Origin of the sequence: Streptomyces glaucus (genome assembly GCF_039533365.1) — a bacterium.
GTDB lineage: Bacteria > Actinomycetota > Actinomycetes > Streptomycetales > Streptomycetaceae > Streptomyces > Streptomyces glaucus.
The window spans coordinates 1-15,176 of sequence record NZ_BAAATK010000088.1 but is presented as its reverse complement, the minus strand read 5'-3'; the positions used below and the strand labels follow the sequence as shown (position 1 = coordinate 15,176).

The 15,176-nt window shown below is 74.0% G+C and carries 18 protein-coding genes and 1 pseudogene; 9 read left to right on the top strand and 10 right to left on the bottom strand.

Annotated elements, in window-relative coordinates:
* Nucleotides 1-17: 17 nt before the first annotated feature.
* Together ABD363_RS31410 and ABD363_RS31405 are read right to left on the bottom strand one after the other, a co-directional pair.
* Nucleotides 18-389: a DUF4158 domain-containing protein gene (locus ABD363_RS31410; protein ID WP_344609768.1), complete on the bottom strand. Its 372-nt coding sequence runs from the start codon at nucleotides 387-389 to the stop codon at nucleotides 18-20.
* A 97-nt stretch (nucleotides 390-486) separates the two neighbouring features.
* Nucleotides 487-684, bottom strand: a pseudogene (locus ABD363_RS31405) (AraC family transcriptional regulator); the annotation flags it as partial.
* Nucleotides 685-899: 215 nt separating this feature from the next.
* Between ABD363_RS31405 and ABD363_RS31400 the strand changes: the two are divergent.
* Complete coding sequence (locus ABD363_RS31400) at nucleotides 900-1,364, top strand: hypothetical protein (protein ID WP_344609766.1); 465 nt, start codon at nucleotides 900-902, stop codon at nucleotides 1,362-1,364.
* Between the two features lie 107 nt (nucleotides 1,365-1,471).
* A complete protein-coding gene (locus ABD363_RS31395; protein WP_344609764.1) occupies nucleotides 1,472-1,687 on the top strand; it encodes a hypothetical protein in 216 nt (71 codons plus the stop codon).
* Between the two features lie 17 nt (nucleotides 1,688-1,704).
* Here the strand turns inward: ABD363_RS31395 and tgmB are convergent, their stop codons facing one another.
* The 3 genes from tgmB to ABD363_RS31380 form a co-directional block, all read right to left on the bottom strand.
* On the bottom strand, nucleotides 1,705-2,688 hold the full coding sequence (tgmB, locus tag ABD363_RS31390; protein ID WP_344609762.1) for an ATP-grasp ribosomal peptide maturase: 984 nt from the start codon (nucleotides 2,686-2,688) through the stop codon (nucleotides 1,705-1,707).
* A gap of 16 nt (nucleotides 2,689-2,704) precedes the next feature.
* Entirely contained in the window at nucleotides 2,705-2,896 is a 192-nt protein-coding gene (gene tgmA / locus ABD363_RS31385) for a putative ATP-grasp-modified RiPP (protein ID WP_344609760.1), read from the bottom strand.
* A 119-nt stretch (nucleotides 2,897-3,015) separates the two neighbouring features.
* Nucleotides 3,016-3,339 (bottom strand): YkvA family protein, encoded by a 324-nt coding sequence (locus ABD363_RS31380; RefSeq protein WP_344609758.1) that lies wholly within the window; start codon nucleotides 3,337-3,339, stop codon nucleotides 3,016-3,018.
* Between the two features lie 751 nt (nucleotides 3,340-4,090).
* Between ABD363_RS31380 and ABD363_RS31375 the strand changes: the two genes are divergently transcribed.
* Entirely contained in the window at nucleotides 4,091-5,089 is a 999-nt protein-coding gene (locus tag ABD363_RS31375; protein WP_344609756.1) for a hypothetical protein, read from the top strand.
* Between the two features lie 103 nt (nucleotides 5,090-5,192).
* Here the strand turns inward: ABD363_RS31375 and ABD363_RS31370 are convergent, their stop codons facing one another.
* Nucleotides 5,193-6,362: a hypothetical protein gene (locus tag ABD363_RS31370; RefSeq protein WP_344609754.1), complete on the bottom strand. Its 1,170-nt coding sequence runs from the start codon at nucleotides 6,360-6,362 to the stop codon at nucleotides 5,193-5,195.
* Nucleotides 6,363-6,529: 167 nt separating this feature from the next.
* On the opposite strand from ABD363_RS31370, the gene ABD363_RS31365 reads away from it, so the two are divergent.
* Nucleotides 6,530-7,324, top strand: a complete 795-nt coding sequence (locus tag ABD363_RS31365) for an SDR family NAD(P)-dependent oxidoreductase (RefSeq protein WP_344609752.1) — start codon at nucleotides 6,530-6,532, stop codon at nucleotides 7,322-7,324.
* Here the strand turns inward: ABD363_RS31365 and ABD363_RS31360 are convergent.
* Nucleotides 7,321-7,653 (bottom strand): hypothetical protein, encoded by a 333-nt coding sequence (locus tag ABD363_RS31360; protein WP_344609750.1) that lies wholly within the window; start codon nucleotides 7,651-7,653, stop codon nucleotides 7,321-7,323. The two genes, ABD363_RS31365 and ABD363_RS31360, sit on opposite strands and share 4 nt — an antisense overlap.
* A 38-nt stretch (nucleotides 7,654-7,691) precedes the next feature.
* Nucleotides 7,692-8,795, bottom strand: a complete 1,104-nt coding sequence (locus tag ABD363_RS31355) for a YihY/virulence factor BrkB family protein (RefSeq protein WP_344609748.1) — start codon at nucleotides 8,793-8,795, stop codon at nucleotides 7,692-7,694.
* 328 nt (nucleotides 8,796-9,123) lie between these two features.
* On the opposite strand from ABD363_RS31355, the gene ABD363_RS31350 reads away from it, so the two are divergent.
* From ABD363_RS31350 to ABD363_RS31335, 4 genes are read left to right on the top strand one after another with little or no spacing between them, the layout of a single operon-like run.
* Nucleotides 9,124-9,525, top strand: a complete 402-nt coding sequence (locus ABD363_RS31350; RefSeq protein ID WP_344609746.1) for a hypothetical protein — start codon at nucleotides 9,124-9,126, stop codon at nucleotides 9,523-9,525.
* Complete coding sequence (locus ABD363_RS31345) at nucleotides 9,522-10,298, top strand: hypothetical protein (RefSeq protein ID WP_344609744.1); 777 nt, start codon at nucleotides 9,522-9,524, stop codon at nucleotides 10,296-10,298. Before ABD363_RS31350 ends, ABD363_RS31345 begins: the two co-directional genes overlap by 4 nt.
* 38 nt (nucleotides 10,299-10,336) lie before the next feature.
* Nucleotides 10,337-10,846, top strand: coding sequence for a roadblock/LC7 domain-containing protein (locus ABD363_RS31340; RefSeq protein WP_344609742.1), 510 nt, complete (start codon nucleotides 10,337-10,339; stop codon nucleotides 10,844-10,846).
* Nucleotides 10,847-10,890: 44 nt separating this feature from the next.
* The gene (locus ABD363_RS31335) at nucleotides 10,891-11,265 is read left to right on the top strand and encodes a roadblock/LC7 domain-containing protein (RefSeq protein ID WP_344609740.1); all 375 of its coding nucleotides are present in this window, start codon (nucleotides 10,891-10,893) and stop codon (nucleotides 11,263-11,265) included.
* 54 nt (nucleotides 11,266-11,319) lie between these two features.
* Here the strand turns inward: ABD363_RS31335 and ABD363_RS31330 are convergent, their stop codons facing one another.
* Nucleotides 11,320-11,814 (bottom strand): lamin tail domain-containing protein, encoded by a 495-nt coding sequence (locus tag ABD363_RS31330; protein WP_344609738.1) that lies wholly within the window; start codon nucleotides 11,812-11,814, stop codon nucleotides 11,320-11,322.
* Nucleotides 11,815-11,959: 145 nt separating this feature from the next.
* Nucleotides 11,960-13,324 carry an FAD-dependent oxidoreductase gene (locus ABD363_RS31325; RefSeq protein ID WP_344609736.1) on the bottom strand — a complete coding sequence of 455 codons (1,365 nt, stop codon included), beginning with the start codon at nucleotides 13,322-13,324 and terminating at the stop codon, nucleotides 11,960-11,962.
* Nucleotides 13,325-13,651: 327 nt separating this feature from the next.
* Here ABD363_RS31325 and ABD363_RS31320 point away from each other — a divergent pair, with 327 nt between their 5' ends.
* Nucleotides 13,652-15,163 carry an MFS transporter gene (locus tag ABD363_RS31320; RefSeq protein ID WP_344609734.1) on the top strand — a complete coding sequence of 504 codons (1,512 nt, stop codon included), beginning with the start codon at nucleotides 13,652-13,654 and terminating at the stop codon, nucleotides 15,161-15,163.
* Nucleotides 15,164-15,176 lie beyond the last annotated feature (13 nt).

Here is a 15,176-nt window from a genome sequence, read left to right as displayed (position 1 = left end):
CTCAGCCGAGACCTGCGTCACCCGTCCACAACCTCCCCGGACAGAACAGCTAGCCAAGCCGTCAGCTTGTCCGCGTCCGTGACCCTGCACTCACGAAAGCCCAGGTGCCCACGGATCTGCGCACGGTGATACTCGACCGTCCGACCGCTCCACTCATACGCGTCCAGCTCGGACGCAGGCACCTGTACCTGCCGGGCGACGAACTCCACCGCCCCACCCGGCAGCTCGAACCAGCCCCGGGGAAAAGGGCCGTACTGCGTATAGAACTTCAGTAACACGGCGAAGCCCAGTCGCGTCGCACCGCGCTTGCCGGACACGAGTCCCTGCTCGTCCTTCAACAGCGTCCAGTGCTCGACCAGGTCGTCCAGATCCAAAGGGGTACGGGCCACGGTCGTAGACCGTCCTCCCGGGGCTTCACCCCGCGCAGCTGTACGACACCGGACTCACCCACACGGGTGGCACCCTCGCAAGATCATCGCCGTTTGCGGCTGGTGACAGCGTTCTTACCGGCACCCCGATCCGCAGGGCCATGCCCTCCGTGCGCACGTCGGGCGACTCGGCGCACAGGCGGACCCGGTACGGGCGGCGTCCGTCGGGCAGCCGGGTCCAGTCGAAGGCCTGCATCGGCGCCGCCATGTCGAACGGCACCACGCCGTCGAGGACCAGGATCGCCACGGTGTGCATGACGGCCACGATAAACGGATTCCCGCCAGGGACGGCAGCCCGCGTCCCGGTCCGGACCGGCATGGTCGTCCCTGGTGACGGCGCTGGCGGGAATCCGTTGGATGCTGTCGTTTCCGCCCCTGTGCGATCACCGCGCGGCTTTCTAGCGTGGGTCCGGCGCCGCCGACCGCCGGCGCTCGCGTCCGTCCTCGTCCCCGCGTTCCGGAGCCTGCCCGATGACCGAGATCCTGCTGTCCCTCCATGTCCTGGCCGCCATCGTCGCCGTCGGTCCCGTCACCGTCGCGGCCAGCATGTTCCCGCCGGCCGCCCGCCGCGCGGCGGGCGGCGGGAGCGACGCGGGGGCGGTGGGCACGGTCCGGCTGCTGCACCGCATCTGCCGGGTCTACGCCGGCGTCGGGGTGGCGGTGCCCGTGCTGGGCCTGGCCACCGGATCGGTGATGGGCGTCCTGGGCAGCGGATGGCTCGTCACCTCCATCGCGCTGACCGCCGCGGCCGCCGGCGTCCTGGCCGCCTTCGTCCTGCCCCGGCAGGAGGAACTCGTCGAGCAGCTCGCCGACCGCGGGTCCGTCGAGCACGGCAGCACGGTGCGGCTCGCCCTGTTCACCGGCCTGTTCAACCTGCTCTGGGCCACCGTCACCGTCCTCATGATCGTCCGCCCCGGCTCCACGACCGGTGCCTGACCGACGACCGAGTCCACGGGTAGTGGGCACCCGCGGGCGTCCGGACGCCTAGACTCGGCAGTCGCACCCCAGCACGGGGGCGGACGACAGGAAAGGCACGTTGACGGGTGTTCCAGGATTCCCCCATCTACGACCGGCTCGTCGCGGAATGCGGCGACGTCCCCACCCAGGTGCGCCACGAGGCCGAGCGCGTCAACAGGGAGCTGGAGGACGCCATGCGCCCGCTGCACGCGCCCGGCCGGCTGCCCGGCACCGAGCGTCCGCCGTCCCCGGGCACGGGCTGGCAGCGGACGGCCATGCTGCCGGGCCCGCGCCCGCACTGACCGTGCCGGCGCCGTGGTCAGGGGACCGTCGTGCCGGCCCCGTCCACGCGCACCGGCTCCTCGGGGCCGGGGCGGGCCAGCCACGCGGCGATGGTGCGTGCGATCGGCTGGCCCGTGTCCACCTCGACGAACCCGAACTGCCCCGACTGGTTGCACTCCAGGAACCACCAGGTCCCGTCGGTGTCCTCCGCGAAGTCGAAGGCTCCGTAGGCGAGTTCGGCCCCCCTCATGTAGCCGTGGACGGACTCGGCGACGCGCGGCGGCACGTCGGCCGGCCGCCACGGCACGTCCGAGGCGGTGAAACGGACGTCCACGTCGTCGGGGCCGGCGTCCGGCGCGGCCGCCTTGCGGGCGGCCAGCAGACGGTCGCCCACGACGGTGAGCCGGATGTCGGCCCGCTTGGTGATCCGGCGTTGCAGCAGTGTGGGCCCGTACGCGACCGCGGAGAAGTCCGTCTCCGGCGAGACCCTGCTGGTCGGCACGGCCCGGGGCGGGTCCTGCGGGTGCGCGCCCGAGACCGGCTTGACCACCAGGTCGGGGTAGCGCTCCGCGAACTCGCGGGCGGCCCGCGGAAACGTCGTGATCAGCGTGGCCGGCACGGGCAGGCCGGACCACTGGGCCAGGCGCAGCTGCCAGGGTTTGTGGCGGGCCCGGCCGGCCGCGTCGGGATGGTTCATCCAGCGCGCCCCGCAGCCGCGGAGCATGCCGTACAGCGCCTGCGCGGACTCCTCGGTCAGCCATGCGGAGGGGGCCGGCGCCCGCGCGGCGGGCGCGCCCGGTCTGCGCACCCAGACCGAACGCAGCCCGCCGATGCTCACCAGGCGGCCCCCGCAGGACAGGTGGCCGCGGAAGGATCCGTGCACCCACTCGCCGGAGAGGGCGACCCCGCCGGTCAGGTCGGCGGGATCGAGGCGGACCACGGGGACGCCCGACGCGTTCAGGTGCACGACCACCATGTCCGCGGTGACGTCCTCTTCACAGGTCAGGATCAGGACGGTCATCGTCGGTGATCCGCGTTCAGTCGTCGAAGTGCGTCTTCGATCCCGCGGTGGACGTCGTGGTGCCCAGCTCCCTCAGCAGGGCGTGGTCACAGGCCGCCACCCGGCCGTCGAAAAGCACGTTCAACTGCAGCCCGGAGTCATAGACATACGGCGTAGTGGCTTCCGACTCCACTGCCGGACGTGCGTAGTTGAGCGCGAACGGTTGCATCGTCTCTCCCTCGTCGGTGCTGCGCCGATCAAGCGATGGTCCAGCTGCGCCGTCGCCTGGTCCGCCGACTTCCCTCGGCTTCCAGAGACTTATACGAATCGAACGGGTGGATGGTTGCCTTACGGTGCGTAGTCATGGAGCGGTTTGCGATCCAGCTGTCGCGCCCCGGTGCGCCCCCGTGCGCCGAGGGAGCCGCGCACGGTGCGCAGGGCAAGGAGGAGGACGCCGATGTCGTCCAGGTACACCGGGTCGGGCAACAGGTCGGCCGGTAGGACGAAATAGAGGACGGCGCCCCAGAAGACCCAGCGCGGGCCGGTCGGCAGTCCGGCGCGTCGCAGATCGCGCCGAGTCCTGACCAGCCGCACCAGAACGCCGACGGCCAGGGCCAGTACGACGGCCGCGAGCAGCGCGGCCGCGGCGATCACCGCTGTCGTCGAGTCCACCGGAACCTCCTCCGGGCGTGTGCCGACACACGCGTCCTTGTGCGGATTCCCGTTCGGGGCGCCGATATGACCCGCGTCCGGCGACTCATTCGCCCCCTCATTCCCGTGGCCCACCCGAGTGGCACGGTGCAACGGAGCCGCCTAGTAATGGTCAGCACAACGCCGCGTGCGGCGCGCAGGGACGCACGAGCGGCCGCACCCTTTCCACGAAGCGGAGCAGACCATGACCACCGGCTCTTCATCGCCGCGGACGAACGAACTCGCCGTAGCCCCGGTCGAGTCCCCGGCCGGAGTGCCGTCGGAGAAGAACGCGGGCCCCCGCGCCCCCGCGCCGGGCCCGCCGGCCGGGAAGCCCGCCGCCACCGGGAAGAGCGAGACGACCGGAAAGTCCGGGAGTCCTGCGCGGTCCGAGGGGGCCAAGACGGTCGAGGGGCTCGGAGAGCCCGGGAAACCTGAGAGATCGGAGAAGCCCGGCGGGACCGGGGTGGCTGAAAGGCCTGGAGAGTCCGAGAACCCCGGGAGAACCGAGAGAACCGAGACGACCAGGAGGATCGAAGGGCCCGGGAGGCCCGCAGGGCCTGAGAAGCCCAAGGGGGCCAGGAGGGCCGAGAGGGCTGGGAAGACCGAGGGAGCCGGGAAAGCCGAAGGCGAGAGGGCGGAGGGAGCCGGGAAAGCCGAAGGCGCGGAGAGGGCCGAGGGAGCGGAGAAAGCCGAGGGGGCGGAGAGGGCCGAGGGAGCGGAGAGGGTCGAGATGCCGTACGGCGATCCGGTCGGCGACCTGCTGCGGGCCGCCGTGGCCGACCGGCCGCTGGAGGAAGTCGCCGATCTCATCACGATGCTGGAGAGCTCCCCGCAGTACGCGCAGACGACGGCCGACGTGCTCCGCACGGCCGGGGTCGACCGGTCCGTGGAGGACGTCGCCCGGCTGGTCGCCCTGCTGACCCGCCCGCCGCGGCAGGCCGACAGCGCGGACGAGGCGATCCGCGCCGCGGCCGCGTGCCGCCCGGTGGAGGACGTCACCCGGCTGATGACGCTGCTGCACCGCACGCCGCTGGAGCCGCACTGCGGACAGGAGGCGGTCCGGGCGGCGGCCACCGGCCGGCCCGTCGAGGACCTCGTGGAACTGATCGGGCGGCTCGCCGGCAGCCGCCGGGCGTCCGCCGGTCCGCCGGAGGCGGAGGGGCCGCGCGCCCCCGGCCCGCACCGGCGGGACACGGCCGTACGGCCGGACGGGCGCGCCGTCGTGCCCGGGGCGCCCGGCGGCGTGGTCCGCGCCGCCCGCCGGGTGCTGCACGCCGTGCGCTCCTGGGACCCGCACCCGTTCCTGCGAGCGGCGCCCTGGCCGGGCCGGCTCGTCGTCGTGGCGCTCGCCGCCTGCGGGGTGCTCTACTTCCCGCCGCAGCCGGGCGGCGCCTCCCTGGGCGTCTACGCAGCGGCCCTGGGATTGTCGGCGTTCTGCCTGGTGCTGTCCCTGCTGCTGATGGTGCGGCCGTCCGGGCCGGTGCTCGCCGGATCGGTGGCGATGCCGGCGACGCTGGCCGTGGCGAAGCTGTGCGGCGACGCGTATCCGTCGACGCGGCTGTCCCAGGCGGTGGACCTCACCCTCGCCCCGGCCTGGCTCGCGGCCACGGTGGCCATGTTCGCGGCGCTCACGTCACTGGCCGCCCTGCTCACGCGGCCGACGCCGGCCGGGGCCGACGGGCGCCGGCCGGCGGGCCCGGTGCCCGGGCCGCACGGCGCGGCCGACTGACCCGCCCCACGGGCGCGATCCGCCCCGGCCGCCCCCGGCGCTCCGGCCCCGCCCCCGTGGCCGGCTCGCCGCGGCCGCACGCGCGTCGCGGAGCCGCGTACGGTCAGCCGCCGGTCCGGGCCGGGCGCGTCCCGGCGTCGTCCTCCGCGCGCGGGCCTTCCCCCTCGCGCGCGCCCACGCCCTCGACCGGCGCGGGACGCAGGGCCTTGGCGGAGTCCCTCAGCTTCTCCAGGCGCCGGGTCAGCTGCCGCAGCGGGGAGGCCGGGCCGGACGGCCGTCCGGGGACGGCCGGGGCGGCCTCGCGGTAGGCGGCCAGCGCCTCGTTGGCGCGTTCGGCGGCCTCCCGGTACAGGTCCCGGGACCGCGTCATCGCCTCCAGCGCCTCCGCGTACATCGCCACCAGCTTGCGTTCGCGCTCCAGCTCCTCCGCCAGGGTCAGCAGCCGCCACTCCTCGCGCAGCGCGGTCAGGGCCGCTTCGCCGTCCTCCGGCAGCGGCCGGTCCAGGGCGGCGAAGCGGGCCACCGCCGCGATCAGCTCGGCCGGCGCGGAGCCGTCGAGGAAGACGGTGCGCACGGCGAAGTCCCCGGCGTCGTACCCGGACGGGGCCGGTGTCCCGGGCAGCACCACGGCGCCGCCCCGCGGCAGCTGGACGCCGTGGTCGCGCAGGGCCCAGTTCACCACCCGCAGCTGGTGCGGCGCGGCCCGGTGCTCCACCACGCGGTGGCACAGGCCGGGCGGCAGATGGTCCGCCAGCGGGATGCGGCCGCGGTGGTCGGGCGTCATGGCCTCGTGCACCACGACGTGGATGTTCCACGGGCTGCGCACCGAGTCCCTGAGCACCCGCCGTATCTTCCGGTCGTCCTCGGGCAGCCGGTTGATCCCCCGGAAGCGCAGGCCGGTGACGGCGTCCCGGTCCCAGGTGGCGTCCGGGTCCCCGGGCCAGAACATGGTGGCGGGGGACGGCCAGGCCGGGTCCCACGGCTGCTCCGCCTCCGCGACCAGGGTCCACTCCTGTCCGCCGCCGGAGGCGTCCGCCAGCGTCAGCCGGGCCCGCACGGTCACCGCCTCGGGCACCGTCCAGCGGGCCTCGAAGACCCGCTCCTGCGGGTCCTCGGCCTCCGGCGGCTGGAGGAAGTCGTCGATGGTCCGGCTCTCCTTGAGGCCGTGCAGAGTGCGCCGGACGACGTCCTCGGCGGCGGATCCGAGGTGGCGGCCGCGAGCCAGCCACACCGTGGGAGGCGTCGTGGGGCGGACAGTGGCGGAGGTCGTCATGAGTCCATCCGGGAGCGGGGACACGTGGTGGTTCCAGTATCGTCGCCGCAGGTCAGCAGAGAAGAACCGGGGTGGGGTGACGCGCCGGGGCTGCCGGGACGTTGATCGTGGGGCAGGGTGGGCAGGAGGACAGCGGTCAACCGTACGTCTCGGCAAGGAGGCACCGCATGAACCTGGACCTCGGCGGGCGGACCGCTCTGGTGACGGGCTCCTCCCAGGGCATCGGAGCGGCGATCGCCGCGGGCCTGGCCCGCGCCGGCGCCCGGGTGGGCGTCAACGGGCGCAGCGCCGACCGGCTGGAGAAGAGCGTCGAAGACCTCAGGGCCCAGGTGCCGGACGGGGTGTTCGTGCCCGTCGCGGCCGACCTGGGCACGGAGGAGGGCGCGGCCCGCGCCCTCGAGACGCTGCCCGACGTCGACATCCTCGTCAACAACCTCGGGATCTTCGGCGCCCGGCCCGCGCTGGAGATCGACGACGACGAGTGGCGCCGCTACTTCGAGATCAACGTCCTGGCGGGGGTCCGGCTGACCCGCGCCTGTCTGCCCCGCATGATGCGGCAGGGCTGGGGCCGGGTGCTGTACATCGCCAGCGACTCGGCCGTCGTCATCCCCGCCGAGATGATCCACTACGGCATGTCGAAGACCGCGCTGCTCGCCGTCAGCCGCGGCTTCGCCAAGGAGGCGGCCGGCACCGGCGTCACCGTGAACTCCGTCATCGCCGGCCCCACCCACACCGAGGGCGTGGAGGACTTCGTCTACCAGCTGGTCGACCGTGACCTGCCCTGGGACGAGGCGCAGCGCGTCTTCATGCGCGAGCACCGCCCGCAGTCGCTGCTGCAGCGCCTGATCGAGCCCGAGGAGATCGCGAACCTCGTCGTCTACCTGAGCTCGGACCAGGCGTCGGCCACGACCGGCGGCGCGGTGCGCGTCGACGGGGGGTACGTGGACTCCGTTCTGCCCTAGGGCTGCTCCCGGTCGCTGTCGCGGTCGGTGTGCGGTTCGCGGCCGCCGACGGTGCCGGTCACGCCGGACTCGTCGGGCACGTCGGCGCCGGCCGGGCGGGGCGTGCTGCGGCCGCCGGGCTGGCCGCCGCCGGTGGTGCCGTAGCCGCCCGGCACGCCGGGAACGCTGTCGGCGTCGGCCTGCTCCCGGCTGATGTGCCGGGTGGCCCGCACACCGGCGCGGCGCTCGGGGTGCGGGTAGCTGAAGGGGCGCGCCTCGGCGCGCTCCTCGTCGGCGGTCTTCGCCGCCTCCGCCTGTTCTTCGCGGTCGGGGGTCTTGCCGTCAGTCATGGCGTCCGCGTACCCCCGGGGAGCGACGCCATGTCGGGTCAGCCGTCCGATGCCGCCCGCCGCCGGTCCTGGTCGTCCCACGCCCGGGTGTCGCGGGGCTCGACGTAGGGCTCGCTGTCCTCGGCGTGCCCGCCCTCGATGGCGCGCTGCCGGGCCAGCTCGGCGTCGAACTCCAGGCCGAGGAGGATGGCCAGATTGGTCACCCACAGCCAGACCAGGAAGATGATGACGCCGGCGAGGGTCCCGTACGTCTTGTTGTACGAGCCGAAGTTCGCCACGTAGAACGCGAACCCGGCGGACGCGGCCAGCCAGATCAGCAGGGCGACCAGGCTGCCCGGCGTGACCCACTTGAAGCCGCGCGCCCTGGCGTTCGGAGCGGCCCAGTACAGGATCGCGATCATCGACGTGACCAGTAGCACCAGGACCGGCCACTTGGCGATCGACCACACCGTCAACGCGGTGTCGCCGATCCCGAGCGCCGCTCCCGCCCGCTGGGCCAGGGTGCCGGTGAACACCACGATCAGCGCGCTGACCACGGCGAGCACCAGCAGCACCACGGTCAGCACCAGGCGCAGCGGCAGCACCTTCCACACCGGGCGCCCCTCGGGCATGTCGTAGACCGCGTTCGACGCGCGGATGAAGGCGGCGATGTAGCCGGACGCGGACCACACGGCGCCCAGGAGACCGGCCACCGCCAGCACGGAGCCGAGGCCGGCGCCGTTCTGCAGCTGCTGCACCGCGCCCGAGATGATGTCCCGGGCGGAGCCGGGCGCGAACTGCTGCAGGTTGTCCATCACCTGCTGCGTGGCGGACCGGCCCGCGACGCCCAGCAGGGAGACCAGCACCAGCAGAGCGGGGAACAGCGACAGCACCCCGTAGTAGGTCAGCGCGGCGGCGCGGTCGGTGAGCTCGTCGTCCTGGAACTCGCTCAGGACCCGGCGCAGCAGCGCGAACCAGGAGCGTTTCGGCAGGTCGGTGGGGGAGTCGGGCGCCCTGCGCCGCGTCGCGGCGTCCGGGCCGTACGCCGGATCCGCCTCGCTCCGCGCCGGGTCCGCGTGCGGCTCCCGGGCGTCGCCGGGCGTCCTGGTGTCGTCTGCGCGGGAGGTGTGGTTCCCGCGGTGGGGCATGTGCAGTCGGGCCATGGGGGCCGGGTAGCCCGGTTCGTGCCGGATACGCCCGGTGTCGCCGGCTCCGCGCCTCCAGGACGCGCGGGCGCGCGGGACGCTCGAGGCGGGCGGAGGGCGCACGTACCGGGCGCCGTCCGCCCGGGGCGCGGGCGGGGCCGGTCCGCCCCTCGCGTCGGGGCCGGTTCCTGCCCGCGCGGGTGCGTGGGGGCGCATTTTAGGCCGGTGAGGAGTCACTTCCGGCACGTTCCACAGGAAAATGCCAAAGCGTGCACCCGGTGCGAGCACCTTCCGTAGTCTCTGGATCACGCTCGCGGGACAGCCGTGCTAGGAGAGGGGATCCGGCGTGCCCGGAATCGACGAGAGCCTGCTGGAAGCCGTGCGCCTGCCCGGCGCGCGAGGTGCGTCGGTGATCGACTGGATCAGCGGACTCGCGCTGGGGACGGTGGGGGACGCCCCGGGCGGCGACGTCGAGGCGACGGCGGCGGAGACCGCGGAGCTCGCCCGGCTCGCCGCGGAGAGCACGGCCCTGGCGCCGGCCGACGCCGGCCCGGCGGCGTCCGCCGAGGAACCGCCCGTGCAGGACCTGATCGTCACGACCACGGACGCGTACCACCTGATCAGGTTCATCGGCACCCCCTTCGACAGCACGGTCTTCCTCCACCTGTGGCTGGACCGCACCGACGGGAACCTGGCCCTGGCCCGGATCCGGCTGGCCGAGATAGCGGACCGTCTGGTGCTCGGATGACGACGGCTCCCGGTGCGCACGCATCCCTCACGGCGACGCTCCGCGCCCTCGGGGCCGACCGGGCCACCGGCGCCCTCTCCGGCGAGCGGGGCGTCGTCTACCTCGCCGACGGCCGCGTCGTGCACGTCGAATCCGCCCTCGCCCCCGGCCTGCAGACCCTGCTCACCCGCAGCGGCGCCGTCGCCCCGGACGGCTGGTGGGAGGCGGTCGACCGGGCCGGGGCACAGCACCGGGTCGGCCGCCGGCTCGTGGACAGCGGCCGGCTCGCCGCCGGGGCGCTGGAGCTGTGCCACCTCGGCGCGCTCTTCGACGCCGCGTACTTCCTCCTCGCCCACGACGGGCGCCCCCTGCGCTTCCGGCCGGGCGCCGTGCACTGGCTCGGCCCCGTCCGCCCCGTCCCCGTCGACACGGTCCTACGGGAGTCACGGCGCCGCCGGGACCTGCTGCAGCGCATCTGGCCCGACCCCGGCCTCGACCTCGCCCCCCTCGCCCGGGTGCCCGCCGCCGACCCCGCGGGCCTGCCGGCCCGGCGCCGCCGGATCCTGGCGTGCGTCGACGGGGTCCGCACCGCCGCCGACATCGCCGAGGCACTCGCCTGCCGCACCTACCACACCCTCGTCGAGCTGCGCCGCCTGGCCGCCGGCGGACTGGTCACCACCGCGCCGCGGACCACGGCGCCGGCCGAGCGGACCCCCGACCCGCGCACGGCGACGTACGACGACCTCGACACGGCGCTGCTGCGACGGCTCAAAGACGCCTTGGAGGCCCTGTGATCCGCGCGCGTCGACAGCGTGCCGAAAGGAGACTGCTCATGGCCGTCGAGACGGACGTCCTCGACGAACTGCACCGACTGCGGGCCCGTGTCCCCCAGCTGACGGGGTGCCTCGCGGCCACCGTCGACGGGCTGGTCCTGGCCCACGACGTCCCCGAGGCCGAACCGGAAGGGCTGGCCGCCCTCACCGCCGCCGCCCTCGGAGTCGCCCACCGCACGGCGGACGCCACCGCCCGCGGCGAGTTCCGCGAACTGCTGCTGCGCGGGGCGGACGGATACGTCGCCACCTACGCGGCCGGTCCGGCCGCCGTGCTCACCCTCCTGGCGGGCGGGCGGATCAACGTGGGCCGCCTGCACCTGGAGGGCCGGCGCAGCGGCGCCCGCATCGCGGACCTGGTGGCCGCCCGCCTCGGGCCCCATCGCGGTCCCGCGCCCGGGCCGGTCCCGCCGGCGCCCGCGGCCGCCGCCCGCCCGATCGGCACCCTGCCGGTGCGCACCCCGCAGCGTCCCCAGCACCCGCCGCATCCGCAGCCGGGCGGGTCCCTTTGACGAACGGACCCCGATCCACCAGCACGTACGGAAAGGAAGCCCCCGTGGCCAATCTGGAAACCGCGCTCAAGGAATGCCTGAGCTCCATCGACGGCGCCACCGCCGCCGCCCTCGTCGACTACACCAGCGGCATGGCCCTCGGCACGCTCGGCGGCAGCAAGGACTTCAACCTGGAGGTCGCCGCCGCCGGCAACACCGACGTGGTGCGCGCCAAGCTGCGCACCATGGAACACCTCGGCCTGAAGGAGGAGATCGAGGACATCCTGATCACCCTGAGCACCCAGTACCACCTGATCCGCCTCCTGAAGGGACGCGGCGGCAACGGGCTGTTCCTCTACCTGGTGCTCGACTCCTCCCGGGCCAACCTCGCCATGGCCCGTCACCAGCTGCGCAGGATCGAGACCGAGCTGGAGGTCTGAGCCGGGCGCGCGGACGCGGCGTGGGACCCGCGGGTCCCACGCCGCGCCGGCCGGTCAGCTGTGGAAGGTGATGTAGCCGTTGTTGTCCCGGTCGGACCCGCTCTTGGTGTACGCGTGCACGTCGGCGCGGCTGCCGGACGGCTTGTACAGGTAGATCGTGTCCTTGTCGTTGTTCCACAGGAAGTTGCAGTTGTCGCGGTAGACGACGTTGCGGCTGTCGGAGTCGGTGCCGTGGCCGCCGCGCAGCTTCACGTAGTCGCCGGGCTGCAGGGAGTGGCTCGCGGTGAAGGCGAAACGATTGCCCGCCGCGTCCTTGACGACGTACCCCTTGAGGTCGACCGTCTTCGTGGACGAGTAGTTCTTGATCGTCAGGTACTCCTCGTCGGTGTTGCCCGTCGAGCAGCTGTTGGAGTCGCGGCCGGGCGCGTCGTACTGGACGCCCCGGACCTTGAGCGCGGAGTCGTACTCGGCGGCCTGAGCCGGCCCGGCGGTCAGCGCGGCGAGCGTGCCCGCCGCGGCGAGTGCGGCGACGACAAGGCGTATGTGCATGAAACCCCCCAAGTGTGGTTTTCCCGTGAAGGAAATGAAGGGTCTGGATCTTACACAGCCGGAGACGTTCCGGTACCGCCCGCGTCACAGGACCGTCGGGCCCGGGGCGAGGTCCCGGGCCCGACGTGTTCGGCCGTTCGCCGGCTCAGGCGCCGCTCTCCCGGAGCATGTCCTCGCGCTCGACGATCTTCACGCGCTCACGCCCCTGGGGCTCGCCCAGCGCCTTCTCCGCGGCGTCCAGGCGGTACCAGCCCTCCCAGGTCGTGAAGCGGATGTCCCGGTCGGCCAGGAACGCGTCCACGGCCTCGGGGGCGGGGGAGGCCGGCGTGTGCAGACGGCCGTTCGCGAAGTCGTCCAGCAGGTTGGCCACCGTCTCGTTGGCGTCGCCCTTGGTGTGGCCGATCAGACCCACCGGACCGCGCCGGATCCAGCCGGTGACGTACGTCGACTGCAGGTGCTCGCCGCTCTCCTGGACGACCCGGCCGCCCTCGTCCGGGACGGTGCCGGACTCGATGTCCCAGGGCAGCTTGGGGAGTTTGTCGGACAGGTAGCCCACGGCCCGGTAGACGGCGGTGACGTCCCAGTCCGTGAACTTCCCGGTGCCCTTGACGTTCCCGGTGCCGTCGAGGGCGGTGCGCTCGGTGCGCAGGCCGACGACCCGGCCGTCCTCGCCGAGGATCTCCGTCGGGGACTCGAAGAAGTGCAGGAACAGCTTGTGCGGCCGGTCGCCGACGTCGCGGATGGCCCAGTTCTCCAGGGTCTTGGCGACCATGTCGGCCTGCTTGTTGCCGCGCCGGGTGGCGATCGAGCCCTCGTCGTAGTCGATGTCCTCGGGATCGACGATGACCTCGATGGTGGGGGAGTGGTCCAGCTCCCTGAGCTCCATCGGGCTGAACTTCGCCTGCGCCGGGCCCCGGCGGCCGAAGACGTGGATCTCCTTGGCCCGGTTGGCCTTCAGGCCGTCGTAGACGTTCGGCGGGATCTCCGTCGGCAGCAGTTCGTCCGCCGTCTTGGCCAGGATGCGGGCCACGTCGAGCGCGACGTTGCCGACGCCGAGGACGGCGACCTTCTCCGCGGTCAGCGGCCAGGTGCGCGGCACGTCCGGGTGGCCGTCGTACCAGGAGACGAAGTCGGCGGCGCCGTAGGAGCCGTCGAGGTCGATGCCGGGGATGGGCAGGGCCCGGTCGGCCATCGCGCCGGTGGCGAAGATCACGGCGTCGTAGAACGTGCGCAGGTCGTCCAGGCTGATGTCGGACGGGTAGTCCACGTTGCCGAAGAGGCGGATCTGCGGCTTGTCGAGCACCTGGTGGAGGGCGGTGATGATGCCCTTGATGCGGGGGTGGTCGGGAGCGACGCCGTAACGGATCAGTCCGAACGGCGCCGGCATGCGCTCGAAGATGTCGATGGACACGCCGGGCTCGGCGGCCGCGTCGGACTTGAGCAGGGCGTCGGCGGCGTAGATTCCGGCCGGGCCGGATCCGACGATGGCTACCCGCAGAGGGCGGGGCATGATCAGGTTCCCTTCGAGCGGTGACAGGCGACTCGAACAGGAAGCCTAAACTAAGGCAAGCCTTACCTGGTACGCGGGTCCGGTCTATGGGCCCATAAGGTGAGTTTATGCCATGCCGGGAGCACGGCCCCGGGACATGACGTCCCGCTCCACGGCCCCACGCGGGCGCTGCCGCCCGGATCCGGCCCGCCCGGGCGCACGCCGCCCGGGCGGCACGCGCGGGGAGCGCGTTTGGACCGGCGCTCAAGGGTGACGCAGGCGAGAACGGCGGCACGCGACCCGGCGCCCGCCGCCGCCCGGACCGGACCTCGCGCAAGGGAGCCCCCCGTGAAGCACGGTACGCGGACCGACGCAGGCGCTCGCACCGACCCGCGGGCGGACGGAGGACCGGACCCCGACCGGTGGCGGGCCCTGCGGGTGACGCTGGTCGCCGGGTTCATGAGCCTGCTCGACGTGACGATCGTCGCGGTCGCGCTGCCGTCCCTGCAACGGGATCTGCACGCCTCGGCCGCGTCCGTGCAGTGGGTCGTGTCCGGTTACGCCCTGACCTTCGCCCTCACCCTGGTCACGGCCGGACGCCTCGGCGACGCGTTCGGCAGACGCCGCGTCTTCCTCACCGCGCTGGCCGCCTTCGTGGCGTGCAGCGCCGCCGCGGGCGCCGCCCCCTCGGCCGAACTGCTGATCGCGGCCCGGCTGGCCCAGGGCGTCGCCGCGGGCACGCTCGCCCCGCAGAACTCGGCCCTGATCCAGCAGATGTTCCAGGGCGCGGAACGCGGCCGGGCGTTCGGTCTCTTCGGCGCCACCGTCGGCGTCTCCAGCGCCGTCGGGCCCGTCATCGGCGGCCTCGTCCTGGCGCTGGCGGACGGCCCCGGGGGCTGGCGCTGGATCTTCTTCGTCAACGTGCCGGTCGGCGCGATCGCCCTGCTGCTCGGCAGCCGCCTGCTGCCCCGGGTGGCGCCCGGCCGCGGGGGACGCCTCGATCCGGTGGGGGTCCTCCTCCTCGGCGCGGGGATCCTGGCCCTGATGCTGCCGCTGGTGCTCGCCGAAGCCGGCGGAGTGCGCCGGCTGTGGTGGCTGTTCCCGCTCGGCCTGCTGGTCCTGGCCGGCTTCGCCCGCTGGGAACGCCGGGTCGCCGCGCGGGGCGGGGACCCGCTGCTGGACCCGCGCCTGGTCACCGGGACCCGCGGCTACGCCACCGGGGCGGGCCTCGCCACGCTCTACTTCGTGGGGTTCAGCGGCGTGTGGCTGGTCCTCGCGCTGTTCTTCCAGAACGGGCTCGGCTACTCGCCCCTGCGGTCCGGGCTGGCGGTCACGCCGTTCGCCGTCGGCTCCGCCACCGCGGCGGCCGTGGCGGGCCGCCTCGTCGGACGGCTGGGGCGGCTGCTGACCGTCTGCGGACTCCTCGGCGTCGTGGCCGGACTGGGCGGGACGGCGCTGATCCTGTGGCGGGCCCCCGCGGACGCGGCCGGGTGGCTCGCCGCCCCGGCGCTGTTCGCCGGCGGACTCGGCAGCGGCTGCGTCATCTCCCCGAACATCACGATGACGCTGCGCGAGGTGCCCCTGCGCATGGCGGGCGTCGCCGGGGGCGCCCTGCAGACGGGGCAGCGGCTGGGCGGCGCCGTGGGCACCGCCGCCCTGCCCGGCCTGTTCTACCTGGTGCTCGGCGCCACGCACGACGACTACCGCAGCGCCGTGGCCGTGGCGGTCGGCTCCGGCCTCGTCGCCATGCTGTGCGCGCTCGCCGTGGCGGTCCGCGACTGGCGCCGCGACGGCGGCGTCGCCGCCCGCTCCCGCCCCCCGGGGGCCGCCCACCGCCCCGCCGCCGCCGGCCGGCGCTGACCGCGCGCCCCGG

What these genes read in the sequence shown, in the direction of transcription:
- ABD363_RS31400 (WP_344609766.1), top strand. Translation starts at nt 900, where the DNA reads ATGACCGAGATCCTGCTGTCCCTCCATGTCCTGGCCGCCATCGTCGCC.
- tgmB (WP_344609762.1), bottom strand. Translation starts at nt 2,688, where the DNA reads ATGACCGTCCTGATCCTGACCTGTGAAGAGGACGTCACCGCGGACATG.
- tgmA (WP_344609760.1), bottom strand. Translation starts at nt 2,896, where the DNA reads ATGCAACCGTTCGCGCTCAACTACGCACGTCCGGCAGTGGAGTCGGAA.
- ABD363_RS31375 (WP_344609756.1), top strand. Translation starts at nt 4,091, where the DNA reads ATGCCGTACGGCGATCCGGTCGGCGACCTGCTGCGGGCCGCCGTGGCC.
- ABD363_RS31370 (WP_344609754.1), bottom strand. Translation starts at nt 6,362, where the DNA reads ATGACGACCTCCGCCACTGTCCGCCCCACGACGCCTCCCACGGTGTGG.
- ABD363_RS31365 (WP_344609752.1), top strand. Translation starts at nt 6,530, where the DNA reads ATGAACCTGGACCTCGGCGGGCGGACCGCTCTGGTGACGGGCTCCTCC.
- ABD363_RS31360 (WP_344609750.1), bottom strand. Translation starts at nt 7,653, where the DNA reads ATGACTGACGGCAAGACCCCCGACCGCGAAGAACAGGCGGAGGCGGCG.
- ABD363_RS31355 (WP_344609748.1), bottom strand. Translation starts at nt 8,795, where the DNA reads ATGGCCCGACTGCACATGCCCCACCGCGGGAACCACACCTCCCGCGCA.
- ABD363_RS31345 (WP_344609744.1), top strand. Translation starts at nt 9,522, where the DNA reads ATGACGACGGCTCCCGGTGCGCACGCATCCCTCACGGCGACGCTCCGC.
- ABD363_RS31340 (WP_344609742.1), top strand. Translation starts at nt 10,337, where the DNA reads ATGGCCGTCGAGACGGACGTCCTCGACGAACTGCACCGACTGCGGGCC.
- ABD363_RS31330 (WP_344609738.1), bottom strand. Translation starts at nt 11,814, where the DNA reads ATGCACATACGCCTTGTCGTCGCCGCACTCGCCGCGGCGGGCACGCTC.
- ABD363_RS31325 (WP_344609736.1), bottom strand. Translation starts at nt 13,324, where the DNA reads ATGCCCCGCCCTCTGCGGGTAGCCATCGTCGGATCCGGCCCGGCCGGA.